This window comes from Gordonia sp. QH-12 (assembly GCF_001578675.1).
Taxonomy (GTDB): Bacteria; Actinomycetota; Actinomycetes; order Mycobacteriales; family Mycobacteriaceae; genus Gordonia; species Gordonia sihwensis.
This window is the reverse complement of record NZ_KQ969290.1, coordinates 143461-169244: the sequence shown is the minus strand read 5'-3', so window position 1 is coordinate 169244 and position 25784 is coordinate 143461. Positions and strand designations below refer to the sequence as shown.

Genomic DNA, 25784 nt, shown 5'->3' with positions numbered 1-25784 from the left:
TGGCCTGGCGACCAGCCACCACCGAACAACCCTGGCGCCTGAACCCCATCCACCACGCCGGACAAGCGCGGTGCCTGCATCCGTCAGAACGGTACCGACGAGAATCGGGCCCACCACCGGAAAGACCTTCGGAACCCGGCGGACCCGCGAGCTACCGATTCCGGGCCCAGCCGAGCGAGAACGCCGCGAAGGGCTTCGGCGCCGCGTCGGCGTAAAAGGAGTCGAGCGCCACGATCTCCCAGCCCGCCTCGGCCAACATTGCGGGGATGTCGCGGGTCAGGTGGCATCCTCCGCCGAGACGCTTCTGGATCGGCTCCAGCCGGCGCTGCCATCGGCGTACGCCGGGGTCCGGAGCCCTGCCGTGCTCGAGGAAGGCGAGAATCCCGCCGGGTTTGACGACCCGTCGCAGCTCCGCGAGCGCCACGGGGAGTTCCGGAATGGTGCACATGGTGAACGTCGACAACGCCGAGTCGAACGAATCGTCGTCGAAGGGCAGCCGCTGCCCGTCCAGACCACCCCGCTCGATCGGCACGGACGACGCCGCGACCCGCGCGGCCCCGAGCCGCCAACCGGTATCACTCGGCTCCACCGCGGCGACACGCCTCACATCCGCCGGATACCGGCCGACGTTGAAGCCGGACCCGAAACCGATCTCCACCACATCGCGGGACAGCGGCTCGCAGGCCCGGCGCCGCAGATCGTCCATCGCGGGCATCCCGCAGGTCTTGACGATGATCCGCGGCAGCACGTGCTCGGAGTAGAAGCCCATGTGCCGACGATATTTCATGGCCGCTTCCGGAGGGCGCGGAGTCGGAGCCGACCTTCGGATCGGCTGCCTCGTCCCGGCGCATAGGGTCTATATCCATGAACCCGTCCACCCTGCAGGCGCGTGTGATCGTCGACGAACTGATCCGCGGCGGTGTCACCGAGGCCGTGCTGTGCCCGGGATCGCGGAACGCGCCGCTGGCCTTCGCGCTGCATGCGGCTGACACGCAGGGCCGCCTTCGGCTCCATGTCCGCATCGACGAGCGGTCGGCCGGATACCTCGCGCTCGGATTGGCCGTGGCCTCCGGCCGCCCGGTGCCGATTGTGATGACTTCCGGCACCGCCGTCGCGAACACCGGGCCCGCCGTCTTCGAAGCGAACTACGCGCGGGTGCCGTTGGTCGTGATCAGCGCCAACCGGCCGTACGAGCTTCTGGGCTCGGGCGCCAATCAGACCATCGAGCAGTTCGGCATGTTCGGCACCCAGGTGCGCGCAGCCATCAGCCTCGGGCTCGCGGAGGAAGATCTCGACACCAACTCCCAGTGGCGGTCGGCGGTGGGCCGGGTCCTCGCATCTGCGCGCGGCGCGCGCACCGGCAACGCCGGGCCGGTGCAGTTCGACATCCCGCTGCGCGAGCCGCTGGTGCCCGACGCGGGGGACCTTCCGGACACCGACCTCTCGGTCCTGGACGACGGACGTTTCGCCGGGCGCCCCGGCGACGCTCCGTGGACCCACGCGCCGGTCGGCAGGCTCGACATCCCCCTGGAGATCGACCTCTCGCGCGACACCGTCGTGGTGTCCGGGCACGGCGCCGGAGTTCATCCCGAACTGGCAGCGCTGCCGACCGTCGCCGAGCCGACCGCGCCGAGCGCGGCGAACCCCCTGCACCCGCTCGCACTCGGCAAGCTGAGACCGAAACAGGCGATCATCTGCGGGCGCCCGACTCTGCACCGCTCCGTGTCGAGGCTGCTCGCCGATCCGTCGGTGGAGGTGTTCGCGCTGACCACCGGCCCGCGGTGGCCCGACGTGTCCGGCAACGTGGTCGCAACCGGCACCCGGGCGGCGGCCACCGGTGATCCCCGGCAGACATGGCTCGACGAGGCCGCGCGAGTCAACAACCTGGTGGAGCAGGCGGTGACGACCGAGCTCGACGCCTCACACCAGAGCACGGGTCTACACGTGGCACGGGCCGTCGCCGCCGCGATGACCCCCGGCGACACGCTCGTGGTCGGTGCGTCGAACCCGATCCGGGACATCGCGCTCGCGGGCACCGTCGCCGACGGAGTCAAGGTGATGTCCAATCGCGGGGTCGCCGGCATCGACGGAACCAACGCCACCGCGATAGGCGCGGCCCTGGCCCGCGGACGGACCGTCGCGCTGATGGGCGACCTCACGTTCATCCACGACGCCACCGGTCTCGTCATCGGCCCGGATGAGCCGCGCCCCGCCGATCTGCGCATCGTGGTCGCGAACGACGACGGCGGCGGCATCTTCGGCCTCCTGGAACAGGGCGATCCGCGTTTCGCGCGCGACGCCTACCTCGGCGTCTACGACCGGATCTTCGGCACCCCGCACCGCACCGACCTCGCCGCGATGTGCGCGGGATTCAACATCGGCCACCGCCGCGTGCGACTCGACGAGCTGTCCGACGCTCTCACCGGCCCCGCGCCCGAGGGCGGCATCGAAGTTCTCGAGGTGCGCACCAACCGTGACGGTCTGCGCGAACTCCACGCCCGGATCGCCGCCGGGCTCGACGCGGCACCCGACTATCCTGAGCAGTCATGACCCGGACAGTGCAGCGGCGCATTCAGATCGCGCTGGTGGCCGTCGGCGTCGTGGTGAGTCTCATCGGCGCGGTCATCATCGCCGGCGCCTACCGCAACGACTCGAAGATCGACGCCAACAAGGCCACCGCCGTCGCCGAGGTGATCTCCGCCGACCGCCTGCACGCCGCCGTCAACTTCGTGACCCCGGACGGGGTACTGCGCAACCCCAAACTAGGCCTGCTGTACCCCACGCATCTGTCCACCGGGCAGCGCATCCTCGTCGACTACGACACCACCGATCCCGACAACCTCGCCCGGCCGGTCGGCCGCGATGCCCAGTTGTCGATCGTCCCCGCACTGTCGGTGATCGCCGCGGGCTGGGCGGTGGTGATCGTCCTCATGGTCGGGGTGGCCGAGACCGGGCGCCGCACACGCCGCGATTAGGCTGGACTCCATGACAGACAGCACCGACCACGGCGCCGGAACGCGCGCGAGCCTCGAGAAGGAGCCGTCCGAGGTCGCCGAGATGTTCGACGGCGTCGCACGCCGCTACGACCTGACGAACACGGTGCTCTCATTCGGTCAGGACCGGCTCTGGCGGCGCAACACCCGCCGCGCGCTCGACCTGAAGCCGCGCGACGTGGTCCTGGACCTCGCCGCGGGCACCGCCGTGTCCACCGTCGAACTCGCGGCCTCGGGTGCCACGTGCATCGCCGCCGACTTCTCACTCGGCATGCTCCGAGCAGGAGCGAACCGCAAGGTGCCGAAGGTGGCCGCAGACGCGCTGCACCTGCCCTTCGCGGACGCCTCCTTCGACGCCGCGACCATCTCATTCGGTCTCCGTAACGTCAACGACGTGCCCCTGGCCCTGTCAGAACTCAATCGGGTGCTCAAGCCCGGCGGCCGGCTCGTGATCTGCGAGTTCTCCACTCCGACGCTCAAGCCCTTCCGCACGGTCTACATGGAGTACCTGATGAAGGCGCTGCCCGCCGTCGCCACGAAGGTGTCGAGCAATCCCGCCGCGTACGTCTACCTCGCCGAGTCGATTCGCGCGTGGCCGGACCAGGCCGCTCTCGCGTCGATGATCGGCGACGCCGGATTCGGCGAGGTCACCTGGCAGAACCAGACCGGCGGAATCGTAGCGATCCACCGGGGCGTGAAGAGCGCGCAACCCGCCGCGTGAGTCCCGGACCGGTCAGCTGAACGGCGGCCGGTCCTCCAGAGTCGAAGCGATGCGGCCGGCGCCGCGCCAGGCTCGGGCGATGAGATCGGCGTCGTCCGGGGTCAGTAGATTGCCCATCACGCGCACCACCGCCGACATCAGCCGAGCCGAACGGATCCCGGGCCGGCCGAGCAGCGGCACCGTCTGCGGGACGGTCAGCAGACCCGCGGCCCGGCGCGCCGCGGCGAATGCGACACCGTACTCCGACCGCAGCAGCCCCGGCCACGCGACCGAGTAGTCGTGCTCCGACTCCAGCATGTCGACCGCCAGGGCGGCCGTCTCGATCGCGTAGTCGATCCCCTCGCCGTTGAGCGGATTGACGCACGCGGCGGCGTCACCGATCAGCATCCAATTCGCTCCGGCCACTCCGCTCACCGCTCCGCCCATCGGCAGGAGCGCCGAAGCGATCCGTTGCGGCGCCGACGTCAGCTGCCAGTCACCTGCCACCATCCGCGCATAGTGCTCCACCACCGGGCGCAGAGCCATCGACGCCGGCCGGCCCGCCGTGGCCAGAGCCCCGACCCCGACGTTCACCGTTCCGTCGCCGAGCGGAAAGACCCAGCCGTAACCGGGCAGAAGCGCACCGTCCGGATCGCGGAGCTCGAGATGCGAGCCCATCCATGCGTCGCCGGACCTCCCCGAGTCGACGTACGACCGCGCGGCCACGCCATACGCGGTGTCGCGGTGCCACCGGCGCCCGAGCGACTTTCCGAGCGCCGATCGCACACCGTCCGCCACGATCACGTCCCGCACGCGGATCTGACGCCGTTCACCGTCCCGTCCCACGGTCACCGACTCGATCCGGCCGCCGACCAGCTGCGCGCCGACGGCCTTGGCCCCGGACACCATCCGGGCGCCGCGCGAGAGCGCGAAACGGCGGATCGCGTCGTCGAGTTCGGTGCGGGCGATCGCGCTGCCGTACGCGCCGAAACGGTCGGCGGCCGGCCAGTCGACCCGCTGCCGTGCGCCCCAGCCGTTGAGCTCCAGGCCCCGGATGCGGGGACGGCCGTCGAGCAGACCGCTCATGCCGAGTCGGTGCAGGCCGGTCACCGCCCTCGGCGTCAGCCCGTCGCCGCACGTCTTGTCCCTGGGGAAGACCGCCGCGTCGAGCAGCACCACATCCGATCCGCGGGCCGCGGCATGGGCTGCGGCCGCCGCACCGGCGGGTCCGGCGCCCACCACCAGAAGGTCGGCGGAATCGGGAACGGCTTCGCCGGGCGTCGCGCTTGTCACCCGACCAGTATGTCTGTCGCCGTGAGCAGTTACGCTTCTGGTGTCGCCGAACGACGAATCCGCGGCGTTCGGATCACCGATGGGATTGGGCCAAACACGTGAAGTCCACTTTTGCCGGACTGGACCTCGGGACCGGCGAGTTCGCCGGGCAGGTGCAGGAGTCGCTTCAGCGCGTCGAGGATCTGTTGATCAGCGAGCTGTCGTCAGGGGACGACATCCTGGTCGAAGCCGCCACCCATCTGGCCAAAGCCGGTGGCAAGCGGTTCCGTCCGATGTTCGCGATCCTCGCCTCGCACTTCGGTACGACTCCGGGGAGCGACGACGTCATCACCTCGGCCACCGTCATCGAGATGACCCACCTGGCCACCCTGTACCACGATGACGTCATGGACGAGGCCTCCCTGCGCAGGGGAGCGCCGAGCGCCAACGCGCGCTGGTCCAACTCGATCGCGATCCTCGCGGGCGACTTCCTGTTCGCGAGGGCCTCGCACCTGGTGTCGACACTGGGTCCGGAGGCGGTCCGGATCATCGCCGACACCTTCGCCGAACTGGTGACCGGGCAGATGCGTGAGACCGTCGGCGTCAGCGCCGGCGGCGACCCCATCGATCACTATCTCAAGGTGGTGTGGGAGAAGACGGGGTCGCTGATCGCGACCGCCGGGCGCTTCGGCGCGTACACCGCCGGCGCCGACGCGACCACCGTCGACACGCTCGCCCGGCTCGGCGACGTGGTGGGCACCGCATTCCAGGTCTCCGACGACATCATCGACATCGCCTCCGTGAGCGGCGACTCGGGCAAGACGCCCGGCACCGACCTCCGCGAGGGAGTCCACACGCTGCCGGTGCTGCTGGCGCTCGCGGGCGACGGGCCGGGCAGCGAGCGGTTGTCGCAGCTCCTCGTCGACCCGCAGAGCGGAGCGGCACGACCACTCGTCGACGACGGCGAGGTGAACGAGGCCCTGAACCTGCTCGTCGACTCGGCGGGCATGAAGCAGGCCCGCGCTCGCCTGGAGGCGATGGCCGACGAGGCCGACGGGCTCCTCGCCGGTCTGCCCGCGGGACCGGCGAACGACGCTTTCAGCTCACTCGTGCGCTATACGGTCGACCGCGTCGGCTGACCGTCGCGACTCGCGTATTCTTCGCGCGTAGTGACTGCGGTAACGGCTGGAACTATCGGGGTGGTCCTGCACGTTTGCCACTGTGAATGAAGTTCTAAGGACAGTGTTCTTCTGACAGTGAGGTGCCATGCATTTCAACGGCCTCAAGACGGCGGCGTTGATGGGCTTGATGTCCGCGATCATCGTCGGTATCGGTGCGTTGTTCCACAACCCGAACATCCTGGTGTTCTCGGTTCTGCTCGCCGTGGGCACCAACGCCTACGCCTACTTCAACAGCGCGAAGCTGTCGCTGCGGGCGATGCACGCGCAGCCGGTGACCGAGGTGCAGGCGCCTGAGCTCTACCGGATCGTGCGCGACCTCGCCACCCAGGCGCACCAGCCGATGCCCGCGCTCTACATCAGTCCCACCGAGTCGCCGAACGCGTTCGCGACGGGGCGCAATCCCAAGAACGCCGCGGTGTGCTGCACGTCCGGGATCATGCAGTTGCTCGACGAGCGCGAGCTGCGGGCGGTGCTGGGCCACGAGCTCTCCCACGTCTACAACCGCGACATCCTGATCAGTTCCGTCGCCGGCGCGATGGCCGCGGTGATCAGCGGCCTGGCCAACATGGCCATGTGGATGGGAGCGTTCGGCGGCAACCGCGACAACGGGCCCAACCCGCTGGCGATGATCCTGATCGCGATCCTCGGTCCGGTGGCCGCGATGGTGATCCAGATGTCGGTGTCCCGGTCGCGGGAGTACCAGGCCGACGCGTCGGGCGCGGAGCTCACCGGTGATCCGCTGGCGCTCGCATCCGCGCTCTCGAAGATCTCGGGCGGCATCGCCGCCGCACCGCTGCCTCCGACGCCGGATCTGGCGAACCAGTCGCACCTGATGATCGAGAGCCCGTTCCGCCCCGGCGAGAAGCTGTCGCGCCTGTTCTCTACGCACCCGCCGACCGCCGACCGGATCGCGCGGCTCCACGAGATGGCGCGCAACGGCGGTCAGCGGTTCTGATCCTGCTTCCGCTTCGCCCCCCAGCGCCCGACGAGCACCGCGGCGAGGGCCCCGACGACTCCTCCGGCGACGGCCCCGCCGACGCCGTCGCCGGGATCGATTTCGGCGATGACGGCCGTGGCCATCGAGACCGCGCAGCTCCCGAAGTAGCAGCCGATCAGAGCGGTGTGCACCCACGACTCGCCGCCGTAGGCGAGGGCGTGGGCGTCGACGCCGCGAGCCCGGCAGTACCGCTGCCACTCGACCGACGGGATCAGCAGTCCGAGGAAGAAGGCCACGGTGACCCAGGCGGGAACGAACCACGCGGACACCGCGGCTAGCGTCCAGAGCAGGATTGTCGCCAGGATGAACACGTAGGCGTAGGCCTCGAGCATCACGGCCCGTTCGCGCTCGTCGCCCCACGAGTCGTCGGTGTTGCGCAGCAGGAGCGCGGGAAGGGTCTTCGTCTGCGGTGACATGTCAGTGCTCCTCGGGTAGCGGAAAAAGCTCTTCGACCGAACTGTTCAAGGTCCGAGCTATCCGAATCGCCAGATACACCGACGGTGCGTAGTCGCCTCGCTCCAGCGAGACCACGGTCTGCCGGCTGACACCCACCGCCGTGGCGAGATCTGCCTGCCGCAGACCGGCTCGAGTGCGTGCCGCCTTCACCGGTGACGGAGTTTCGGACATGCAAGAAGTCAAGCCGACTTGTCATCAGTGTGTCAAGTCGGCTTGACTCGGGGTCTGTCGCTGACGAGCTGTGAGGGCTAGCGGTAGTTCACGAACTGCAGCGCGATGCCGAAGTCCTCGCCTTTGAGCAATGCGATGACGGCCTGCAGATCGTCGCGCTTCTTCGACGAGACGCGCAGCTCGTCGCCCTGGATCTGAGCCTTGACTCCCTTGGGGCCTTCGTCACGGATCTTCTTCGAGATCTTCTTGGCGTGCTCGGAGTCGATGCCCTGGACCAGCTCTCCGGTGATCTTGAAAGTCTTGCCAGAGGAGACGGGCTCGCCGGCGTCGAACGCCTTGAGGGAGATGTCCCGACGGATCAGTTTCTCCTTGAACACCTCGAGGCCGGCCAGGGCGCGCTCCTCGGCGTCGGAGGTGATCACGATCTTCTCTTCACCGGACCAGTCGATGGTGGTGTTGGTGCCGCGGAAGTCGTAGCGCTGCGAGAGTTCCTTGCCCGCCTGGTTGAGGGCGTTGTCGACCTCCTGGCGGTCGACCTTGCTCACGACGTCAAACGAAGAATCAGCCATGAGAACCAGCCTATCAGCGGTCTGAACAGCAGATTTGCGCGGACATACGGGGTACGTTGTATTCTTCTACCCGTTGCCTTCACCGGCTTCTCCGCGCGAGCGGAGCGGTTTCGTGGACGGCGGCACGGCAGATTGCCCGAGCGGCCAAAGGGAGCGGATTGTAAATCCGTCGCGCAAGCTACATAGGTTCGAATCCTATATCTGCCACTGAGGACTTGCACCGCGCATAATCGGCGTGACCAGCGGTTTTGGTTAAACTGAGAGCGTGTGTGTAACCTCGTTGAGGCTCTTCGGTTACGGACTGTTCGCAGGCTGGACCCGGACGGCACGCCCCCTTAGCTCAGTCGGCAGAGCGTTTCCATGGTAAGGAAAAGGTCGACGGTTCGATTCCGTCAGGGGGCTCGCTTGGTTGTGACCGACTCGGTCGCGGCCGAACAGGGCGGTGTAGCTCAGCTGGTTAGAGCGCACGACTCATAATCGTGAGGTCGGGGGATCGAGTCCCCCCACCGCTACACATACCGCCTGCGCACGGTGGGACCTCGGCCCCCAAGCGTGGGACCGAAGAACTGCAAGACGCGAAAGTAGGCAACAAAGTGGCTTCCTCAACCGATGTGCGGCCGAAGATCACCTTGGCGTGCGAGGTGTGCAAGCACCGCAACTACATCACCAAGAAGAATCGTCGCAACGACCCCGACCGTCTCGAGCTGAAGAAGTTCTGCCCGAACTGCGGTAAGCACGAGACTCACAAGGAGTCGCGCTGAGGCGTCGTCGCTTCCGCGACCCCTCCCGAGCTTTTCAACGAGCCGTCTCACTTGGTGAGACGGCTCGTTTGATTTTGTCCGGAGCCGATCGGAGTGGACAATCTTCGTAACGAATCAGTTGCGAATCGTTTCCCCGGAGGCCTTGTTCCACACCGATCGCCGGGGCCGTGCGGCCTGACCGCGCCGAGTGAGGAGACACCGTGACCGGTCAGCTGGAGGACATTCGGGTCGACAACCCACTGGAGGCTGCGCCGATGGGCGATCCGACCGCGGCGGAGGTCGCTGAACACACCAAGTCGATGGTCGGTTTCAAGTACACCGTCGACGACTACTACGAAGTCGGTCGTCAGGACATCCGCAGGCATGCGCGGGCGGTCCAGGACTCCCATCCGGCGTTCTGGGACGAGGCAGAGGCCGCGAAGCTCGGCCACGACACGCTCTTCGCGCACCCGACCTTCGTCTCGGTGCTCGGACTCATCGCGCAACGCAGGCTGTTCGACGACGTGATCACCGGATACGACATGTGGCAGATCATGCAGACCGATCAGCGGCTGATCATGCACCAGCCGATGCGCTTGGGCGACCGGCTGGTCTGCGACGTCTCGCTCGAGTCGTTCCGGCAGTCGATGGGCGCCGACCTGCTCGTCAGCAAGAACATCATCTGGAATCAGCACGAGGAGCCGGTGATGACGACCTTCACCTCGGTGGCCGCCCGACCCTCGGTGGATGTGGATCCGGGACTCGTCGCGAAGCTCAACGAAGTGATGATGCACGTGGACGTCGATCCCGCGGTCGGGAAGACCGTGCACGGACCGTTCAGCAGGTACGACGAGCCCGACCCGGTGGTGGAGCCCAAGGCCTACGGGGCTATCGACTTCGACACCCTCGAAGTGGGGCAGGAACTCCCGCAGGTCACCAAGACCCTCACGCTCGGAAACCTGGTGAACTACGCGGGCGTCTCGGGCGACCCGAACCCCATCCACTTCTCGCCGGAGGTCGCGGAGGCGGTCGGCCTCGAGAGCGTGGTGGCGCATGGAATGCAGACGATGGGCCTCGGTGCCAGCGTCATCGGCTCGTTCGTCGGAGACCCCGCGGCCATCCACGAGTACAACGTGCGGTTCACCAGTCCGGTCTACGTGCCGGCGGTCGGCGCGGCGCAGGTGGACTTCGGCGGCAAGGTCAAGTCTCTCGACCCGCAGACCCGGCGGGGAGTGATCGCGCTGGTCGCCAAGCAGTCCGGGCGGAAGATCTTCGGCCGCGCGCAGGCGCTGGTGCAGTTCAACTGACGCCGCCCAGTCGGGGCGAGTTGGGGCGAGCGGCAGCTTTGCTCTACACTCATCTGAGTCTGATGCTTCAGAATCACGCGCTGCCTGAGGGTGGCGCGTTGGTTTTGTTAGCCTTGGATCAAAGTGTGGGTCGACGGGCCCGCGCAAAGGGGCGTAGCTCAATTGGCAGAGCAGCGGTCTCCAAAACCGCAGGTTGCAGGTTCAAGTCCTGTCGCCCCTGCCCACCGGGGCACTAGCAGACGAAGGGATCGGTGAGAAGGTGGCCAAGCGAGATCGCAAGGCTTCTTCAGACGTCAACGACGATCTGGTGGTCGACGACGTCGCCCAGTCCGACTCCGCCGAACTGCGTCCCAGCGGCAAGCGCTCCGCGCGCGGCCGTCGGGGTGCCGGCTCTGCGACCGCGGTCGCAGAGCGTACCGCCGAGTCCGCCGCGACCGATACCGGCGTCAGCCGCAATCCGTTCGTCCGCATCTGGACCTTCCTCAAGCAGGTCGTGTCGGAGATGCGGAAGGTGGTGTGGCCGACTCGCAACGAGATGGTCAACTACGTGATCGCCGTCTTCGCGTTCGTCGTGGTGGTCACGGCGTTCATCGCCGGCCTGGACATCGGATTCGCCAAGCTGACCCTGCTGGTGTTCGGCTGACAGGCAACTATTACAGGGCGGCCAGCCCGAGTGACCAACGAAGGAGCGTGGGGCAGTGAGCACCCCGGAGAACGAGATCGAATCGCCGGAGATCGGCGACGAGACCGCCGAGGCCACGCCGGTGGATGTGTCCGCTGACGACGTGGACCAGAACGCCGAGGTCACCGAAGCCGTCGATCCGGTCGCCGAGTTGAAGGCGCAGCTGCGCCGCCTGCCCGGGGAGTGGTACGTCATCCACTCGTACGCGGGCTACGAGAACAAGGTGAAGACCAACCTGGAGACGCGCGTCCAGAACCTGGACGTCGGCGACTACATCTTCCAGGTCGAGGTGCCGACCGAAGAGGTCACCGAGATCAAGAACGGCCAGCCGAAGAAGGTCAACCGCAAGGTGCTTCCCGGCTACATCCTGGTGCGGATGGAACTCAACGACGAATCGTGGAGCGCCGTCCGCAACACCCCGGGAGTGACCGGATTCGTGGGCATGACCTCGCGTCCGTCGCCGCTCTCGATCAAGGAAGTGGTGCAGTTCCTGATGCCGCGCGCCGAGGTCCGCAAGGCGGAGGCCGCCAAGGCCGCCGCGGCTGCGGGCGAGAGCGTCGAGGCCGCTGCCGCCGCCGCGTCGAACCTCGTCGAGGTCGACTTCGAGGTCGGCGAGTCGGTCACCGTCATGGACGGACCGTTCGCGACCCTGCCGGCCTCCATCAGCGAGGTCAACACCGAACAGCGCAAGGTGAAGGTGCTCGTCTCGATCTTCGGTCGTGAGACCCCGGTCGAGCTCGGCTTCAACCAGGTCGAAAAGCTCTGACCTCGCGCCGCAGCCGTCGAGCGCTGTGACCAGAATTGAGACTTCCGCGTATCCAGCGTGCGCGGATCTGTAGGAAAAAGGACAAGAGGACATGCCTCCCAAGAAGAAGAAGATCGCCGGAATCATCAAGCTCCAGATCCAGGCGGGCCAGGCCAACCCGGCGCCGCCCGTGGGTCCGGCGCTTGGTCAGCACGGCGTGAACATCATGGAGTTCTGCAAGGCGTACAACGCCGCGACCGAATCGCAGCGCGGCAACGTGGTGCCGGTCGAGATCTTCGTGTACGAAGACCGCTCGTTCGACTTCAAGCTCAAGACCCCGCCGGCCGCCAAGCTGCTGCTCAAGGCCGCAGGTCTGCAGAAGGGTTCGGGTGAGCCGCACGTCAACAAGGTCGGCAAGGTGACCATGGACCAGGTCCGCGAGATCGCCAAGACCAAGACCGAGGACCTCAACGCCAACGACATCGAGGCGGCCGCCAAGATCATCGCCGGCACCGCGCGTTCGATGGGCATCACGGTCGAGGGCTGAATCCCTCATCCGAGAGACCGATACCTGAAACACCCCGTGGGAGGGCCGCGCTCGGCCCACTAACCACTAACTCCCGCCGATACGGCGGGGAGAAGGAACAGAGCACATGAGCAAGAAGAGCAAGGCCTACCAGGCCGCCGCCGAGAAGATCGACCGCGACAAGCTGTACAGCCCGCTGGAGGCTGTGACGCTTGCGAAGGACACGTCTTCGAAGAACACCGACGCCACCGTCGAGGTCGCCATGCGACTGGGCGTCGACCCCCGCAAGGCCGACCAGATGGTCCGCGGCACCGTCAACCTGCCGAACGGCACCGGTAAGACCGCCCGCGTCATCGTCTTCGCCGCCGGTGACAAGGCCACCGAGGCGGCTGCGGCCGGTGCGGACGAGGTCGGCGCCGAGGACCTGATCGAGAAGATCCAGGGCGGGTGGCTCGACTTCGACGCCGCGATCGCGACGCCGGACCAGATGGCCAAGGTCGGCCGTATCGCGCGAGTCCTCGGACCGCGCGGCCTGATGCCGAACCCGAAGACCGGCACCGTGACCACCGATGTCACCAAGGCCGTCAACGACATCAAGGGCGGCAAGATCAGCTTCCGCGTCGACAAGGCCGCGAACCTGCACTTCGTCATCGGCAAGGCGTCGTTCGACGCCGCCAAGCTGGCCGAGAACTACGGCGCCGCGTACGACGAGATCATGCGCGCCAAGCCGTCGGCCGCCAAGGGCCGCTACCTGAAGAAGGTCACCGTCTCGACCAACACCGGTCCGGGCATCCAGGTCGATCCCGCGGTCTCGCGCAACTTCACCGAAGAGGCCTGATCCTCAGCAGAGCCTGAGAAAAGGGGGCACCGCCGATCGGCGGTGCCCCCTTTTCTCGTCATCGGGCGCGGCGATACTCCTGACGCGGACGGCCGGTTCCGCCGTATTGCAGTGACATCCGGAGCGCGCCGCAGTCGACCAGGGCTGCGAGATGGCGCCGAGCGGTCGCCGCGGAGACTCCCACTCGGGCCGACACGTCGTCGGCGAAGAGCACCGAGTCCGGGCCGAACAGGTCGAGTATGCGCTGCTCGGTCGGTGAGGGGTTGTCGTTGCGCTTGGCGGTGGCAGGCTTCCCGAAGCGCAGCGCTCCGAGCGCTGAGTCGACGGCAGACTGATCGACGTCCGCGGAGTCCAGTACACGGCGGTACTGGATGTATCCGGCGAGGCGGCGCGCGAGGTCGGCGTCGGCGAAGGGCTTGATCAGGTAGCTCAGCGCGCCGGCGCGCATCGCCGACCGGACAGCGGCTGAATCGGTCTCCGCGCCGACGACGAAGCAGTCGCGATCGAGTTCGCCGATCAGGTCGATCCCCGAGCCGTCCGGCAGGTACACGTCGAGCAGCACCAGTTCGATCTCGGGATGGTCGGCCAGTGCCGTACGCGCCGCCGCGATGGAGCCCGCGCGAGCGACCACGCGGAAGCCCTGCACCGCGGCGACGATCGCGGAGTGCAGGGCCGCGACCCGGAAGTCGTCGTCGACCACGAGCACCCCGTAGTCGGTCTCAGTCATCAGATTCATCCTCCGCTGTCTGCTCTGTGGACTGCTCGGTCGCGATCACGCCGGGAAGGCCGGCCACCAGCACCGCGCCGTGACCTGATTCGCGGCCTCCGGGGTCCGCGACGCGCACTTCGCCGCCGATCCGTCGCGCCAACTGTCGCACGATCGACATCCCCATCCCGCGGCCGCCAGGGACCGCGCCTGTCTTGGTGGTGATCCCTTCGGCGAAGATCTGCTCGGGATCGGAGAAGGGGATGCCCGCGCCGGAGTCGGCGACGGTCACCCACAGCACCTCGCCGGGGCCGTCGTACGAGTCGGTGAGTATCTCGACCTCCACCTCGGCGTCGGTTGAGCCCGCGGCCGCCTCGATGGCGTTGTCGAGCAGGTTTCCGACCACGGCGGTGACGGTGACCGGATCGGTGAGGCTTCCGGTGACCCAGGTCTGGTCGCCGAGACGGAGGGAGACGCCGTGTTCGCGGGCGTGCGCCGCCTTCGCCTCGAGGAACGCGTGGAGGTGGGGTTCGGTGACGTTCTCGATGCCGTCGAGTCCGCCGCTCGCGCCGGTTCCGGTCAGTTCGTCGAGATAGTCGAGGGCGTCGTCGACATGCCCGTGCCGCAGGAGTCCGGCGAGCACGTGCATCCGATTCGCGGTCTCGTGTCGCTGGGCGCGGAGAGCAGTGCTCATCACCTGGATGGAGTCGATCTCGCGCGCCAGTGCTTCGAAGTCGGTGCGGTCGATCACCGACACCACCATGCCGAGGTCCTGCCCTTCGGTGATGATGCGGTGCGACGAGACCAGGACGATCCGGTCGCCGACAGTGGCGGCGATGGGATCTGGCGTCGGAGTGGACACGACTCGGCGAACCCGCGGCGTGAGGCCGATGCCGTCGACCGGGCGCCCCACCGGGTGGTGGAGGGACAGGAGTTCGCATGCGGTCTCGTTGGCCACACGCACCACGCCGGTCGCGTCGACGGCCAGCACGCCGTCCGACAAGGAGTGGAGTACGGCACCCTGGTTCCGGACGAGTTCGGCGAGTTGGTCGGGCTGCAATCCGAGGGTGAGGCGCTGCCAGCGCCGAGCGAGAAGGATCGATCCGATTGTGCCGATCGCCATGGCGCCGAGCGCGATCCAGACGGTGGTGAGGATGTCGCGGCGGGACTCGCCGGCGAGTTGACCGGTGGAGACGCCCACGCTCACCAATCCGATCACCTGTCCGCCGGCGCCACGGATGGGCACCTTGCCGCGGACGGATTCGCCGAGCGTGCCGCGGTCGGTCGTCAGGTCGGTCTTGCCGCTCAGAACGCGGTCGGCGTCGGTGGAGACGTGCTTGCCCAGCTCCACAGGGTCAGGATGGGCCAATCGCACGCCGTCGGCGTTCGCGATCACGATGAACAGTGCGGAGGTCGCGCGACGGACCGCTTCTGCCTGGCGCTGGACCGGTCCGTCGACCAAGTCTGTCGCCGGCAGCGACGTGCCCTGGTGGCTGCCGACGCCGGCGACCACGTCGGGGTCGACGGCGACGGTCTCGGCGATCGCGAGCGCCCGCTGCCCGTACTCTTCGCGAACCCGGTCGTCGGCCCCGGAGATCACCGCGCCGAAGCCGACGCCGAGGCTGACCGCGATGACGACCAACTGCAGCAGCAGCACCTGAGTTCGCAACCGCATGGCGACAGCCTAGTGTCGCGATAGCGCGTGCCACCGGGTCACAGCGGGATCGCGCCGATCAATCCGCCGACGACGAGCATCGCGAGCGAGACCAGTGCGGCGCGCCAGAGGACCTGCTTGTGATGGTCGGCGAGGCTCACTCCGGCGAGAGCGACCAGCAGCAGGATCGCCGGGACCAGCGGGCTCTGCATGTGGAAGGGCTGGCCGGTGATCGACGCCCGAGCCATCTCGGTCGGATCGATGCCGTATTCGGCCGCGGTCTTCGACAGAACCGGCAGCACGCCGAAGTAGAACGCATCGTTGCTCATCAGGAAGGTGAGCGGGATCGACAGGACGCCGATCACCACGGCCATATGCGGTCCCATCCAGGAGGGGATGCCGTCCGCGAGCCACCGAGCGATCGCGTCGACCATTCCGGTGCCGCTGAACACGCCGGTGAGCACGGCGGCCGCCAGCACCATGGCGACTACCGAGACGATGCTCGAACTGTGCCGGGTGATCGCCTCCTGCTGATCCTTCAGATGCGGGAAGTTCACTGCGAGGGCGATCGCGGCCGCGATCATGAAGAGAACCGGGATCGCGATGATGTCGGCGCCGAGCACGGCCAGCAGCGCCACCGTCAGCGCCGCGTTGACCCAGAACAGCTTGGGACGAAGAGTGGTCCGGGTGGGATTGAGGACGCAGGTGAGCGCCGAGTCTCCGTCGTTCGCGTCGTCCGAACCCCACGAGGAATCGGCTGCCGGCGTTCCGACAGCTTCGGCGGCGGTGATCGAGGCAGAGCCGCCGGTAGGCATGTCGTCGCGTCCGGCCCCGCGCGATGAGGCGAGCACCGATTCCCGGATCTCGATCCGCCCGATGCGGCGGCGCTCCAGCACACCGAGGTGGAATGCGAACGCGAAGACCACCAGCATGCCCGCCGCCAGCGCCGGAAGCATCGGCAGGAACACCGCGTTCGTATCGATCTTGAGGGCGGTCGCGGCGCGGGCGGTGGGGCCGCCCCAAGGCAGGATGTTCATCGTGCCGTTCGCGAGACCGGCGACCACGGTGAGCACGACCGGGGAGACGCCGAGCTTCAAGTACAGCGGGAGCAGCGCGGCGGTGGTGATGATGAAGGTCGTCGATCCGTCACCGTCGAGGGAGACGACGGCTGCGAGAGCCGCCGTGCCGACCACCAGGCGAGCGGGATCGTTGCGTACCAGTCGGACGATGAAGCGCACGATGGGGTCGAAGAGCCCGACGTCGATCATGAGTCCGAAGAAGATGATCGCGAAGAACAGCATCGCGGCGGTGGGGGCGAGGTCGGCGATGCCGTCCTTGATCATGTCGCTGACCCCGAGTCCGGCACCGGCGAACAGGGCGAACGCGACCGGGACGAGAATGAGCGCGACCACCGGTGTCGCGCGTTTGGTGATGATCAGGAACATGAAGGTGGCGACCATCGCCAACCCGAGCGCTACCAACATTGCGTGCTCCTTCGTGCCGTGAAGTTCCGGAAGGTCGTGTGACCCGCCACTTGAGCACTCTGGTCGTAACGTGAATCACAGTCGAGGTTGTGTGCGTTAGTCGCCTTTCGCGCATTGTGCGCAGGGCCCGTACAGCGCCGGCGTCGAACGCGTGGGCCTGTGGACAGCGGCCTGGGAGACGTCACGGTGCCCCGATAGCCTGTGACTCATGCGCGACGACAAACTGCTCACCCGGATCGGCGGTCTCCTGCGGCAGGCGGAGGGCACGGACAACGAGCACGAGGCGGAGGCGTTCATGGCGGCCGCTCAGCGGCTCGCGACGGCGGCCTCGATCGATCTCGCGATGGCCCGGGCGCACGATCCCGCAGCCAGGAAGGCCGCCGCGCCGATCACCCGGCAGATCGAGATCGGCAAGGCGGGCAAGCGGGGACTGCGGACATACGTGCAGTTGTTCGTGCAGATCGCACAGGCCAATGATGTGACATGCGACGTGGCGTCCAATTCCACCTTCGTGATCGCTTACGGCTTCGAGACCGACATCGACGCCTGCGAGGCGCTGTACACGTCGCTGGTGATTCAGATGGTGGCCGCGAGCGATGCGTACCTGAAGTCGGGGGCGTACAAGGGGGAGACCGCCAGGCAGATGGTCACCAAGACCGCGGGCTACCGCCGTCGACGTGTGGTCGAGGAGAAGGCGCTCTCGCCGATCACCGCCCGGCTCAACTTCCAATCGGCGTTCGCGGCACGGATCGGCACCCGGCTCCGCGCGGCGCGCGACGAACAGCAGCGGGAGACGGTGCGCATCGAGACCGAGAGCGGCCCGGCGCGCTCGGTCTCCTCGGCGGTCGCGCTGCGGGACAAACAATTGGAGATCAAGGACTTCTACCGCTCCGAATCGAAGGCCCGCGGAACGTGGCGTGCGAGCAGTGCCACGGCCGGGTACTCTTCGGCCGCGCGCCAGGCCGGCGACCGTGCCGGCCGGCGCGCGCGCATCGGCGCCGACCGGGAGTTCGGTGCGCCGCGCGGCGCGCTCGAATCGTGAGCCGCGACCAGACGCGCCGACGGCTGTACGACGCCGAGCGCCTGGTGTTGCGGATGTTCGAGCGGGCGGGCGGCGCGCATACGGTGCAGCTCGCCGGCACCGAACTGACGTTGCCCGCGGAGGCGAGGTTCGGCTCGGTGGACGACGTCTCCGCGTACGCCCGGCGCGTTCTGGCCCTGCCGTCGGTTCGGGCGGAGTTCACTCGGGCGATCGTCCCGGTCCGGGTTCGGACGAGACGAGGCGAACGTGCCGCGCACTACGAGCGGGCGACCGCGACCATCGCCGTCCCGGACTCGGCCGGCGGTCGCTGGGCACTGCGGGAACTCGTCGTCCTGCACGAGTTGGCGCATCACTTGGACGAGGTGGGCGCTCCGGCCCATGGTCCGGCGTTCGTCGGAGCTCTGATCGGGCTCGTCGAGCGGGTCCTCGGGCCCGAGGCAGCGTTGGTCTACCGCGTCGTCTTCGGCGACAGCGGACTGTCGGCGCGCTAACCCCGCTGCGCGGTCGCGGCGACGATCGGCACCGGGGCGGCACCGAGCTCGCCGTCGGTCTGGAAGGTCAGGTAGCTGGGCTTCGCCGGGTCCAGGACCAGCTGCTGACGGCGCCCGCGGGCCTTGATCAGGTCGGGGACGATCGTCAGATAGCGCGGCAGGCTCGCCGCGTACACGTCCACCCGCAGACGGTGGCCCGGGGCCAGGACCGCGTCCGTGGGCACGAGGTCGACGTCGATGCGGACCGGCTCGTCCGCGGGAACGGGCAGCCGGCGTGACCGCGTCAGGTAGTGGTACGCGTCGAGCAGCACGCCGTCGTCGGTGTAGGTGGACCGCGACGGGTCGAGCGCGCGGTTGGAGGCTGTGAGTGCGCCGTTGGTCAGCACGGTCGACGTCCCGTCGGGTGCGACGTCGTTGACCGTCACGGCCCAGATCCCCTCGTGCGCCGTCGTGGAGACGTTCAGACGCAGATTCATCTCGCCGGAGACCTGCGTCGGCCGGTCGACCGGCTCGCTGGTGAACGACAGGGCCGCCTCCTCCTGGAAGCGGGCATCGGTCGCGAAGCTGTCGCCGAGCACGATGGCCGCGCCCGCGGTCACCTGCGCGAGATCGCGGGAGACGAATCCGCGCAAGCTCGGCCGGATCCGCAGGGAGCGGCGCCGGGAGGCCGGTGAACTGCGCAGCGTGCCGTCGTGTTGCGCGTGCAGTGCGGTTCCGGTGGGCCCCTCGGTCAGGAACAGGCGCCGCGGTGCCACCTCCTGCCGGGGGAACGACGGTCCGCACGACCACGCGCCGCCCTGCTGTTCCAGGGTCACCGGTCCGTAGGCGTCGACTCCGTTCTCGACGCCCTTGAGCCAGCGGTCGAACCACGCCCGCTGGAGGACGTCGAGGCGGGGCGGTGCGAACGGGCGCTCGTGACCGAACCCCGGGTCGAGGTGGTAGCCGTCGGCGATGAGCGCCTGCTTGCGTCCGGGCTCCATCTGCAGCTTGGAGTAGACGCGCGTGGCACTGCGGCCGAAGAGATCGTGCCAGCCGCCGACCGTGAACGTGGGACACACGATGTTCTCGATCGCGGGATCGCGCTCGGCGAAGTACGGATCGTCGAAGATCCGGTCGTCTCGAGCGGTCAGGAAGCCCCACATCAGCGACGGCATCTCCGTGGCCGGAGACTTCACGCGCGCCGACAGCCACCGGTACGCGTCGCCGCGCAGCACGTCGGCGACGGCGGTGGCCGGGTTCGGCAGCCACTTGAGCCCGTTGACCAGTGCCAGCCACAGCGGGATGAAGGCCGACGGCATACCGCCGGTGATGTAGATGTCGCGGACCACGTCCTCGCTGCCCTCGACGGCGAAGACGGCTTTGAGTTCCTCGGGGCGGTGTCCCGCCGTCTGCAGGGAGTTGATGGCCGAATACGACCATCCGGTCATCCCGACGCCGTCGGCGTACCAGTCCTGAGCGCTGATCCAGTCGATCACCTCGAGGCTGTCCTGCTGTTCGCGGGAGCCGAGGATCTGCCATTTGCCGTGCGAGGTTCCCGTTCCCCGGACGTCCACCAGGACCTGTACGTACCCGGCGCGCACCAGATTCCGGTTGATGCCGAAGACGTCCCACAGCCCCTTGGAGAAGGTGCGCGTGATGCGCGTGGCGCCGGCGAGCGGCCCCTCGTCGGCGACCATCATCGCGCTGGCGGTCTGGACGGTCTTGCCGATCACGGGAGCGTGCAGTGCGTGGTCGAGCCCGTCCAGCACGGCCCGGTTATAGGGATTCATGTTCAGGATCGCCGGCAGGGGAGTGCGGATCGGCTGACCGAACCGATTCGCCGGCCGGACGAGCGTGGCGCGCAGGGTGACCCCGTCGCTCATGGTGAGACGAATGCTGCGGTCGATGTGAACGCGCGGATAGGGCTTCGGCCCGTCGACGGCTCGACGCCATTCGAGGCCGGCGACTCCGCCGGCGGCATCGCGGTAGTCGGGTGCCGGGATCAGAGCCGGACGTTCCTGCGGGACTGCGAATCCGCTCTGCCCCTCGGCCAGGCCGCCCAGGTCGTACTGAAGCGTCATTCTCACGTCCCCCCTTTGCATTCGTCACAGTGCGGGCTGGAGTCGGCCCGAGCGCATCGGTGTGGCGTGAGTCACGCGGGCGTCCTCCCTAATCTAAAACGATGCACAGCCAGATCGTTAATCCGGGGTTGCCGAACCGGTGTGCTCGCTTGACCCGATCGTGACCGAGACAGCCGCCTCGAGCAGGATTCCGGCCGAGATCTGAACGGAGAGATCCCGTTCGGGGACGCTCGACGACTTGACTGCGCCGCCGATCCTCTGCGCCGCGGCGCCGGTCGCGTCCGGCAGACGCGCCGGCCTGTGCCAGTCCGGTCCGAAGACCGGCAGTCCCTGCGGGTCGGTGGCGCGGTTGTCCCACGCGGCCTGTGCCGCGGTGAGGACCAGTCCCGCCGCCGCTGAACGCAGTTCGCCGGCGCCCGCCGCCTCACGGGGAAGGTCTGTCGCGACCAGTGCGAGATAGCGGGCGAGGATGCCGGCGAAGAGGCCGCCGTCCCCGCCGCCGGCGCCGCGAATCACACCGTCGACGGTCATGCGGTCGCCGACTGCTCGCAGGATCCGGTCGATGCAGTCCAGGTGCACGGGTGAACCGGTGAGGCGAAAGGCCTCGGTCTCGGCACCGAGGGCGACGCCCTGGCAGTAGGTGAAGACCGTTGAGTCCAGCTCACGCGTGCCGTCCGGCCGGGACCACACGCCGTCGGCGATCAATCCCGACGGCAGGCGCAGTTCGCGTTCGATCCAATCGGCCATCTCCACGGCACGGTCGGGTCGGCCGGTGCGGGCCAGCAGAATCGCGGCCGGACCGTTGGCGGGGGTGTTGAAGAACGAGTCGGTGGTCCGCCAGGGGATTCCGCCGCCGAGTTCGGGTGACCACGCGTCGTGCATCCGGTCCCGCAGCGTGTGCAGCGCCCGGCGGTGCGATGCGCCCGCGGTGTCGTGCAGATGGCGACCGGCGCGTTCGAGAGCCAGGCCCAGCCACGCCATGTCGTCGTAGTAGGCATTGGTCCAGTGCGCGACGTTCCGCACCCAGATCCCGCGCAGCAGCGCCGCGGCGTCGTCGGCGCAGCGCCGGTCCTCCCGGTGGACGGCGCCGTCGACGAGCAGGTCCACCAGATGGGCCTGCCACCAGTAGTTCCATGACGCTGTCAGGCGCTCGCGCGAGAGCGGTCGTCCGGGCATCGGCCAGGCGACCCGGCCGATGCGGGTGAACGGCAGCCAGCCGCCGACCCGGCGCAGGTGGCGAGCGGCGATCGCGGATTGTGCGGCGGCGGCTCGGTCCTGTGCCTGCACCTCGGCCGATTTGGAATCGGGGCTCATGCCGGTTAGCCTATTAGCCGGTGCAATGAGTCCGACGAGGTCGGACACTTTGCGTCAGTTCAACCAGAGACCGTTGGTTGTCGGAAGTGTTTCCGATCGAAGGCCCGATGCGAGTCGGCGGCCCACGCAGGATGAACGTGGTGAGACCATCTCACGGCCTTCGTGCCGTGCTGTGCGCGCCCCGTGCCTCCTGCCCGGGGCGTTTTTCATTTCTCGCGGACCCCTCGTCGAGCGCCCCGCCTCCCACTGCATTCTCTGGACAGAGGTGCCCCGGTACGCCGGGGCACGACGAATGTGACACGAGAGGAGGCGAAGTATGGCTAAGGCTGACAAGGTCTCTGCAGTTGCAGAGATCACCGAGCAGTTCAACGGTTCCACCGCTGCTGTGATCACGGAGTACCGCGGACTGACGGTGCCGCAGCTCCAGGAGCTGCGTCGCTCGCTCGGCGAAGGCGCTACCTACTCCGTCGCCAAGAACACCCTCGTCAAGCGCGCCGCTGCTGAGGCGGGCCTCGAGGGTCTCGACGACCTGTTCTCCGGTCCGACCGCGATCGCCTTCATCGAAGGTGAGCCGGTTGTGGCCGCCAAGGCGATCAAGACGTTCGCCAAGGACAACAAGAACCTGGTCATCAAGGGCGGCTTCATGGACGGCCGTGCGCTGTCCGTGGCGGAGATCGAGCAGATCGCCGACCTGGAGACCCGTGAGGTCCTGCTGGCAAAGCTGGCGGGCGCCATGAAGGGCAACTTGGCAAAGGCCGCAGGGCTGTTCACCCAGCCCGCATCGCAGGTCGCGCGGCTCGCCGCGGCCCTGCAGGAGAAGCAGGAAGCCGGCGGCGAAGCCGCGTAGCTCACTGCACTCTCCACTTCGGCTCCGGCCGATCACCCATGAACCAGCCTGCGACGCAGGCGCCCCCGTTCCGGCGGGGATCTAACGGAAGGACGCCATCATGGCGAAGCTCACCGCTGACGAGCTCATCGAGCAGTTCAAGGAACTGACCCTGCTGGAGCTCAGCGATTTCGTGAAGAAGTTCGAAGAGGTCTTCGAGGTCACCGCTGCCGCTCCGGTCGCCGTCGCCGCCGCCGGTGCTCCGGCCGCCGCTGCCGAGGCCGCTGCCGAGCAGGACGAGTTCGACGTCGTTCTCGAGTCGGCCGGCGACAAGAAGATCCAGGTCATCAAGGTCGTCCGCGAGGTCGTCTCGGGCCTGGGCCTGAAGGAGGCCAAGGATCTCGTCGAGGGTGCCCCGAAGGCTCTCCTGGAGAAGGTCAGCAAGGAAGACGCCGAGGCTGCCAAGGCCAAGCTCGAAGAGGCCGGCGCTTCGATCTCGCTCAAGTGATCTGATCGACGATCACGAGATCGCCGCATAGGCGATCGCCGAGGCGGGGCTCGCAGGGATACCTGCGAGCCCCGCTTTCGTCGTTCTCTCAGGCGGTTGTCGAGACGGCCGAAGCGACCGCCGGAGCGGCCGCTGAACGACCCCAGGGCGGGTGGTCTTCGCCCGAGGCGGGCCGGGGGCCGGGCCGACATCGCGGGCCACTGAGGGGCCGCTGGGCACACTTTCCGCTGGTGTGACGGGTATCTCGCTTCAGATCGGCGTTCGCTTTGGACCACGCCGCTTCTTTGGGTATTCTCAGGCCACCAAGATGTTACTAGCGGGTACAGCAACTTCGGAGCAGAGTTCGGCTCCCGACTCCGAAGTGTGACTTGAACCTCTGGTGCGTTAGAGTGACCGCAGCCACAGCCGTCCCAGGTCGGTGGCTGCGAAGACTCTGTAGGGGGAGCGAGGCGCCTCGCCTCACCTACGTGGTACCTAGAAAGGTCTGGAGGAACACTGTGGGTGTTGAGGTCAAGGTCGAGGGACTGACGAAGTCGTTCGGCTCACAGAACATCTGGCGAGACGTCTCGCTGACGCTGCCCGCCGGAGAGGTCAACGCCCTGCTCGGTCCGTCCGGTACCGGTAAATCGGTCTTCCTCAAGACGCTGATCGGCCTGCTGCATCCAGAGCAGGGCTCGGTCGTCATCGACGGCACCGACATCACCGAGTGCTCCGCCAAGGAACTCTACGAGATCCGCAAGCTGTTCGGTGTCCTATTCCAGGACGGCGCCCTGTTCGGCTCGATGACGCTCTACGACAACATCGCCTTCCCGCTTCGTGAACACACGAAGAAGAAGGAAGACGAGATCCGCCGCATCGTAATGGAGAAGGTGGAGCTGGTCGGTCTCGCGGGCGCCGAGGGCAAGCTTCCCGGTGAGATCTCGGGCGGTATGCGCAAGCGCGCCGGCCTGGCCCGCGCACTGGTCCTGGACCCGGAGATCATCCTCTGCGACGAGCCGGACTCGGGCCTCGACCCGGTGCGAACCGCATACATCTCGCAGCTGCTGATCGACATCAACGCCGAGATCGACGCCACGATCCTCATCGTCACGCACAACATCAACATCGCCCGCACCATTCCGGACAACATCGGCATGCTGTTCCGCAAGGAACTCGTCATGTTCGGCCCGCGCGAGCAGCTGCTCACCTCGGAGCAGCCGGTGGTCAAGCAGTTCCTCTCCGGCGACCGGTTCGGTCCCATCGGCATGTCCGAGGAGAAGGACGAGGCGGTCGCGGCGGCGGAGGCGGCAATGCAGGCCGCGGGTATCTCCGGCGGCGGCACCAAGGACGACTTCTCCGAGATCATCGCGCAGGTGCAGCCGAACCCCGGCATGCCGGTGCGCAAGGCGGCCATCCGCCACCGCGCGAACGTGCTGGCCATGCTGCCCTCGCTGCCGGAGAACGCTCAGGCCGCGATCCGCGCGTCGATCGCCGAGGAGGACGAGCGCGCCGCGCAGTCCCCCGAGTCCGTTGCGACGCTCGTGGCCCTCGCCAACACCGACTTCAGCGACCCCGCGGCAGTACAGGCCGCGCAGGACCAGGCTGACACCCAGGTGATCGAACGTCCGACCGACGTTCTCGCCACCGCGGCTGACGATGCTCAGACGCAACCGATCGATACCGCTGCGATCGAGACCGCCGTCAACCAGTCTGATGGACAGGGGAGTACCCAGGCATGACGAGTGCCACCTCGCGTGGCGTCGACAAACTGGCGAAGGCAGGTGAGGGCGCGCTTGCCCAAACCGGCAATATCGTCCAGTTGTTCGTCGACGTCGCCCGCCAGCTTTTCGTGCGGCCTTTCCAGTTGCGCGAATTCATTCAGCAGGCCTGGTTCATCGCCAGCGTCACGATTCTGCCGACCGCGCTCATCGCGATTCCGTTCGGCGCCATCGTCTCGCTGCAGACCGGCTCGCTGATCAAGCAGCTCGGCGCCGAGTCGTACACGGGTGCGGCGTCGGTGCTCGTCGTCGTGCAGCAGGGATCGCCGCTGGTGACCTCGCTGCTCGTCGCGGGAGCCGCTGGCTCGGCGGTCGCGGCCGATCTCGGCTCACGGACCATCCGTGAGGAGATCGACGCCATGGAGGTGCTCGGCATCAACCCGGTCCAGCGGCTGGTGGTGCCGCGCGTGCTGGCGATGGTGCTCGTCGCAGTCCTGCTCAACGGCCTCGTCGCCGTGGTCGGCATCGGCGGTGGCTACTTCTTCAACGTGGTCGTGCAGGGCGGTACGCCGGGTGCGTACCTCGCCTCGTTCGGCGCGCTCGCTCAGTTGCCCGACCTCTACATCTCGACGCTGAAGGCAGTGATCTTCGGTGTGATCGCGGGTGTGGTCGCGGCCTACAAGGGCCTCAATCCGAAGGGCGGCCCGAAGGGCGTCGGTGACGCGGTGAACCAGTCCGTCGTCGTGACCTTCCTGCTGCTGTTCTTCGCCAACCTGATCATTACTGCGGTCTTCCTGCAGATCGTTCCGCCGAAGGTAGGTTAGT

The 25784-nt window shown here is 67.7% G+C and carries 27 protein-coding genes and 4 tRNA genes; 21 read left to right on the top strand and 10 right to left on the bottom strand.

Going from position 1 to position 25784, the window contains the following annotated elements; all coding sequences use genetic code 11:
• Positions 1-151 precede the first annotated feature (151 nt).
• The gene (locus Y710_RS10240; protein ID WP_006894361.1) at positions 152-769 is read right to left on the bottom strand and encodes a class I SAM-dependent methyltransferase; all 618 of its coding nucleotides are present in this window, start codon (positions 767-769) and stop codon (positions 152-154) included.
• Between the two features lie 95 nt (positions 770-864).
• Here Y710_RS10240 and menD point away from each other — a divergent pair, with 95 nt between their 5' ends.
• Genes menD through Y710_RS10225 form a run of 3 tightly spaced genes read left to right on the top strand, consistent with a single transcriptional unit; the run spans position 865 to position 3714 of the window.
• Complete coding sequence (gene menD / locus Y710_RS10235) at positions 865-2550, top strand: 2-succinyl-5-enolpyruvyl-6-hydroxy-3-cyclohexene-1-carboxylic-acid synthase (RefSeq protein ID WP_006894362.1); 1686 nt, start codon at positions 865-867, stop codon at positions 2548-2550.
• Positions 2547-2975 (top strand): hypothetical protein, encoded by a 429-nt coding sequence (locus Y710_RS10230; RefSeq protein WP_006894363.1) that lies wholly within the window; start codon positions 2547-2549, stop codon positions 2973-2975. The genes menD and Y710_RS10230 overlap by 4 nt, the downstream gene beginning before the upstream one ends.
• Before the next feature lie 10 nt (positions 2976-2985).
• A complete protein-coding gene (locus tag Y710_RS10225) occupies positions 2986-3714 on the top strand; it encodes a demethylmenaquinone methyltransferase (protein WP_006894365.1) in 729 nt (242 codons plus the stop codon).
• Positions 3715-3726: 12 nt separating this feature from the next.
• Here the strand turns inward: Y710_RS10225 and Y710_RS10220 are convergent, their stop codons facing one another.
• Positions 3727-4986 carry a geranylgeranyl reductase family protein gene (locus tag Y710_RS10220; RefSeq protein WP_006894366.1) on the bottom strand — a complete coding sequence of 420 codons (1260 nt, stop codon included), beginning with the start codon at positions 4984-4986 and terminating at the stop codon, positions 3727-3729.
• Positions 4987-5084: 98 nt separating this feature from the next.
• On the opposite strand from Y710_RS10220, the gene Y710_RS10215 reads away from it, so the two are divergent.
• Both Y710_RS10215 and htpX read left to right on the top strand, forming a co-directional pair.
• Positions 5085-6104, top strand: coding sequence for a polyprenyl synthetase family protein (locus Y710_RS10215; protein WP_006894368.1), 1020 nt, complete (start codon positions 5085-5087; stop codon positions 6102-6104).
• A gap of 127 nt (positions 6105-6231) precedes the next feature.
• Complete coding sequence (gene htpX / locus Y710_RS10210; RefSeq protein WP_045538053.1) at positions 6232-7101, top strand: zinc metalloprotease HtpX; 870 nt, start codon at positions 6232-6234, stop codon at positions 7099-7101.
• Here the strand turns inward: htpX and Y710_RS10205 are convergent.
• From Y710_RS10205 to Y710_RS10195, 3 genes are all read right to left on the bottom strand, one after another.
• Positions 7089-7559, bottom strand: coding sequence for a hypothetical protein (locus tag Y710_RS10205; protein WP_062367420.1), 471 nt, complete (start codon positions 7557-7559; stop codon positions 7089-7091). The two genes, htpX and Y710_RS10205, sit on opposite strands and share 13 nt — an antisense overlap.
• A gap of 1 nt (position 7560) precedes the next feature.
• Complete coding sequence (locus tag Y710_RS10200) at positions 7561-7770, bottom strand: helix-turn-helix transcriptional regulator (RefSeq protein ID WP_039866583.1); 210 nt, start codon at positions 7768-7770, stop codon at positions 7561-7563.
• A gap of 77 nt (positions 7771-7847) precedes the next feature.
• On the bottom strand, positions 7848-8339 hold the full coding sequence (locus tag Y710_RS10195) for a YajQ family cyclic di-GMP-binding protein (protein ID WP_006894373.1): 492 nt from the start codon (positions 8337-8339) through the stop codon (positions 7848-7850).
• Between the two features lie 126 nt (positions 8340-8465).
• Between Y710_RS10195 and Y710_RS10190 the strand changes: the two genes are divergently transcribed.
• The 10 genes from Y710_RS10190 (at position 8466) to rplA (ending at position 13177) form a co-directional block, all read left to right on the top strand.
• Positions 8466-8546 (top strand) — tRNA-Tyr (locus Y710_RS10190).
• Positions 8547-8668: 122 nt separating this feature from the next.
• Positions 8669-8741, top strand: a tRNA-Thr gene (locus tag Y710_RS10185).
• A gap of 36 nt (positions 8742-8777) precedes the next feature.
• Positions 8778-8851, top strand: a tRNA-Met gene (locus Y710_RS10180).
• A gap of 81 nt (positions 8852-8932) precedes the next feature.
• Positions 8933-9100, top strand: a complete 168-nt coding sequence (rpmG, locus tag Y710_RS10175; protein WP_006894375.1) for a 50S ribosomal protein L33 — start codon at positions 8933-8935, stop codon at positions 9098-9100.
• Positions 9101-9354: 254 nt separating this feature from the next.
• Entirely contained in the window at positions 9355-10386 is a 1032-nt protein-coding gene (locus Y710_RS10170; protein ID WP_062367428.1) for a fused (3R)-hydroxyacyl-ACP dehydratase subunits HadA/HadB, read from the top strand.
• A 147-nt stretch (positions 10387-10533) separates the two neighbouring features.
• Positions 10534-10606 (top strand) — tRNA-Trp (locus tag Y710_RS10165).
• A gap of 39 nt (positions 10607-10645) precedes the next feature.
• Positions 10646-11029, top strand: coding sequence for a preprotein translocase subunit SecE (gene secE / locus Y710_RS10160; protein ID WP_006894379.1), 384 nt, complete (start codon positions 10646-10648; stop codon positions 11027-11029).
• Positions 11030-11084: 55 nt separating this feature from the next.
• The gene (gene nusG / locus Y710_RS10155) at positions 11085-11834 is read left to right on the top strand and encodes a transcription termination/antitermination protein NusG (RefSeq protein ID WP_006894381.1); all 750 of its coding nucleotides are present in this window, start codon (positions 11085-11087) and stop codon (positions 11832-11834) included.
• Positions 11835-11925: 91 nt separating this feature from the next.
• Entirely contained in the window at positions 11926-12360 is a 435-nt protein-coding gene (gene rplK, locus Y710_RS10150; RefSeq protein WP_006894383.1) for a 50S ribosomal protein L11, read from the top strand.
• A 106-nt stretch (positions 12361-12466) separates the two neighbouring features.
• The gene (gene rplA / locus Y710_RS10145) at positions 12467-13177 is read left to right on the top strand and encodes a 50S ribosomal protein L1 (protein WP_006894385.1); all 711 of its coding nucleotides are present in this window, start codon (positions 12467-12469) and stop codon (positions 13175-13177) included.
• Positions 13178-13235: 58 nt separating this feature from the next.
• Here rplA and Y710_RS10140 read toward each other — a convergent pair whose 3' ends face one another.
• The 3 genes from Y710_RS10140 to Y710_RS10130 are packed head-to-tail and all read right to left on the bottom strand — an operon-like array spanning position 13236 to position 17021.
• Entirely contained in the window at positions 13236-13904 is a 669-nt protein-coding gene (locus Y710_RS10140; RefSeq protein ID WP_039866639.1) for a response regulator, read from the bottom strand.
• Positions 13897-15558, bottom strand: coding sequence for a sensor histidine kinase (locus Y710_RS10135; protein WP_062367419.1), 1662 nt, complete (start codon positions 15556-15558; stop codon positions 13897-13899). Before Y710_RS10135 ends, Y710_RS10140 begins: the two co-directional genes overlap by 8 nt.
• Before the next feature lie 38 nt (positions 15559-15596).
• Positions 15597-17021: a CitMHS family transporter gene (locus Y710_RS10130; RefSeq protein WP_062367418.1), complete on the bottom strand. Its 1425-nt coding sequence runs from the start codon at positions 17019-17021 to the stop codon at positions 15597-15599.
• 208 nt (positions 17022-17229) lie between these two features.
• Here Y710_RS10130 and Y710_RS10125 point away from each other — a divergent pair, with 208 nt between their 5' ends.
• Both Y710_RS10125 and Y710_RS10120 read left to right on the top strand, forming a co-directional pair.
• A complete protein-coding gene (locus Y710_RS10125; RefSeq protein WP_006894391.1) occupies positions 17230-18063 on the top strand; it encodes a DUF2786 domain-containing protein in 834 nt (277 codons plus the stop codon).
• Entirely contained in the window at positions 18057-18554 is a 498-nt protein-coding gene (locus Y710_RS10120) for a TIGR04338 family metallohydrolase (RefSeq protein ID WP_039866641.1), read from the top strand. The genes Y710_RS10125 and Y710_RS10120 overlap by 7 nt, the downstream gene beginning before the upstream one ends.
• On the opposite strand, the gene Y710_RS10115 is transcribed toward Y710_RS10120, so the two are convergent.
• Both Y710_RS10115 and Y710_RS10110 read right to left on the bottom strand, forming a co-directional pair.
• Positions 18551-20614 (bottom strand): CocE/NonD family hydrolase, encoded by a 2064-nt coding sequence (locus tag Y710_RS10115; protein WP_045536578.1) that lies wholly within the window; start codon positions 20612-20614, stop codon positions 18551-18553. The genes Y710_RS10120 and Y710_RS10115 overlap by 4 nt on opposite strands.
• A gap of 117 nt (positions 20615-20731) precedes the next feature.
• Positions 20732-21928, bottom strand: a complete 1197-nt coding sequence (locus Y710_RS10110) for a glycoside hydrolase family 76 protein (protein ID WP_062367417.1) — start codon at positions 21926-21928, stop codon at positions 20732-20734.
• A gap of 316 nt (positions 21929-22244) precedes the next feature.
• Between Y710_RS10110 and rplJ the strand changes: the two genes are divergently transcribed.
• The 4 genes from rplJ to Y710_RS10090 all read left to right on the top strand — a co-directional run bounded on the left by rplJ (position 22245) and on the right by Y710_RS10090 (position 25783).
• Positions 22245-22775, top strand: coding sequence for a 50S ribosomal protein L10 (rplJ, locus tag Y710_RS10105; protein WP_006894397.1), 531 nt, complete (start codon positions 22245-22247; stop codon positions 22773-22775).
• A 100-nt stretch (positions 22776-22875) separates the two neighbouring features.
• A complete protein-coding gene (rplL, locus tag Y710_RS10100) occupies positions 22876-23262 on the top strand; it encodes a 50S ribosomal protein L7/L12 (protein WP_006894398.1) in 387 nt (128 codons plus the stop codon).
• A gap of 497 nt (positions 23263-23759) precedes the next feature.
• The gene (locus Y710_RS10095) at positions 23760-24980 is read left to right on the top strand and encodes an ABC transporter ATP-binding protein (RefSeq protein WP_045536583.1); all 1221 of its coding nucleotides are present in this window, start codon (positions 23760-23762) and stop codon (positions 24978-24980) included.
• Positions 24977-25783 carry an MlaE family ABC transporter permease gene (locus Y710_RS10090; protein ID WP_006894400.1) on the top strand — a complete coding sequence of 269 codons (807 nt, stop codon included), beginning with the start codon at positions 24977-24979 and terminating at the stop codon, positions 25781-25783. The genes Y710_RS10095 and Y710_RS10090 overlap by 4 nt, the downstream gene beginning before the upstream one ends.
• Position 25784: the final 1 nt, after the last annotated feature.

Bases quoted from the DNA above. Each gene is read 5' to 3' on its own strand.
- Y710_RS10240 (WP_006894361.1), bottom strand. From the start codon at position 769: ATGGGCTTCTACTCCGAGCACGTGCTGCCGCGGATCATCGTCAAGACC.
- menD (WP_006894362.1), top strand. From the start codon at position 865: ATGAACCCGTCCACCCTGCAGGCGCGTGTGATCGTCGACGAACTGATC.
- Y710_RS10230 (WP_006894363.1), top strand. From the start codon at position 2,547: ATGACCCGGACAGTGCAGCGGCGCATTCAGATCGCGCTGGTGGCCGTC.
- Y710_RS10225 (WP_006894365.1), top strand. From the start codon at position 2,986: ATGACAGACAGCACCGACCACGGCGCCGGAACGCGCGCGAGCCTCGAG.
- htpX (WP_045538053.1), top strand. From the start codon at position 6,232: ATGCATTTCAACGGCCTCAAGACGGCGGCGTTGATGGGCTTGATGTCC.
- Y710_RS10205 (WP_062367420.1), bottom strand. From the start codon at position 7,559: ATGTCACCGCAGACGAAGACCCTTCCCGCGCTCCTGCTGCGCAACACC.
- Y710_RS10200 (WP_039866583.1), bottom strand. From the start codon at position 7,770: ATGTCCGAAACTCCGTCACCGGTGAAGGCGGCACGCACTCGAGCCGGT.
- Y710_RS10195 (WP_006894373.1), bottom strand. From the start codon at position 8,339: ATGGCTGATTCTTCGTTTGACGTCGTGAGCAAGGTCGACCGCCAGGAG.
- Y710_RS10170 (WP_062367428.1), top strand. From the start codon at position 9,355: ATGGGCGATCCGACCGCGGCGGAGGTCGCTGAACACACCAAGTCGATG.
- rplK (WP_006894383.1), top strand. From the start codon at position 11,926: ATGCCTCCCAAGAAGAAGAAGATCGCCGGAATCATCAAGCTCCAGATC.
- rplA (WP_006894385.1), top strand. From the start codon at position 12,467: ATGAGCAAGAAGAGCAAGGCCTACCAGGCCGCCGCCGAGAAGATCGAC.
- Y710_RS10140 (WP_039866639.1), bottom strand. From the start codon at position 13,904: ATGACTGAGACCGACTACGGGGTGCTCGTGGTCGACGACGACTTCCGG.
- Y710_RS10135 (WP_062367419.1), bottom strand. From the start codon at position 15,558: ATGCGGTTGCGAACTCAGGTGCTGCTGCTGCAGTTGGTCGTCATCGCG.
- Y710_RS10130 (WP_062367418.1), bottom strand. From the start codon at position 17,021: ATGTTGGTAGCGCTCGGGTTGGCGATGGTCGCCACCTTCATGTTCCTG.
- Y710_RS10125 (WP_006894391.1), top strand. From the start codon at position 17,230: ATGCGCGACGACAAACTGCTCACCCGGATCGGCGGTCTCCTGCGGCAG.
- Y710_RS10115 (WP_045536578.1), bottom strand. From the start codon at position 20,614: ATGACGCTTCAGTACGACCTGGGCGGCCTGGCCGAGGGGCAGAGCGGA.
- Y710_RS10110 (WP_062367417.1), bottom strand. From the start codon at position 21,928: ATGAGCCCCGATTCCAAATCGGCCGAGGTGCAGGCACAGGACCGAGCC.
- rplJ (WP_006894397.1), top strand. From the start codon at position 22,245: ATGGCTAAGGCTGACAAGGTCTCTGCAGTTGCAGAGATCACCGAGCAG.
- rplL (WP_006894398.1), top strand. From the start codon at position 22,876: ATGGCGAAGCTCACCGCTGACGAGCTCATCGAGCAGTTCAAGGAACTG.
- Y710_RS10090 (WP_006894400.1), top strand. From the start codon at position 24,977: ATGACGAGTGCCACCTCGCGTGGCGTCGACAAACTGGCGAAGGCAGGT.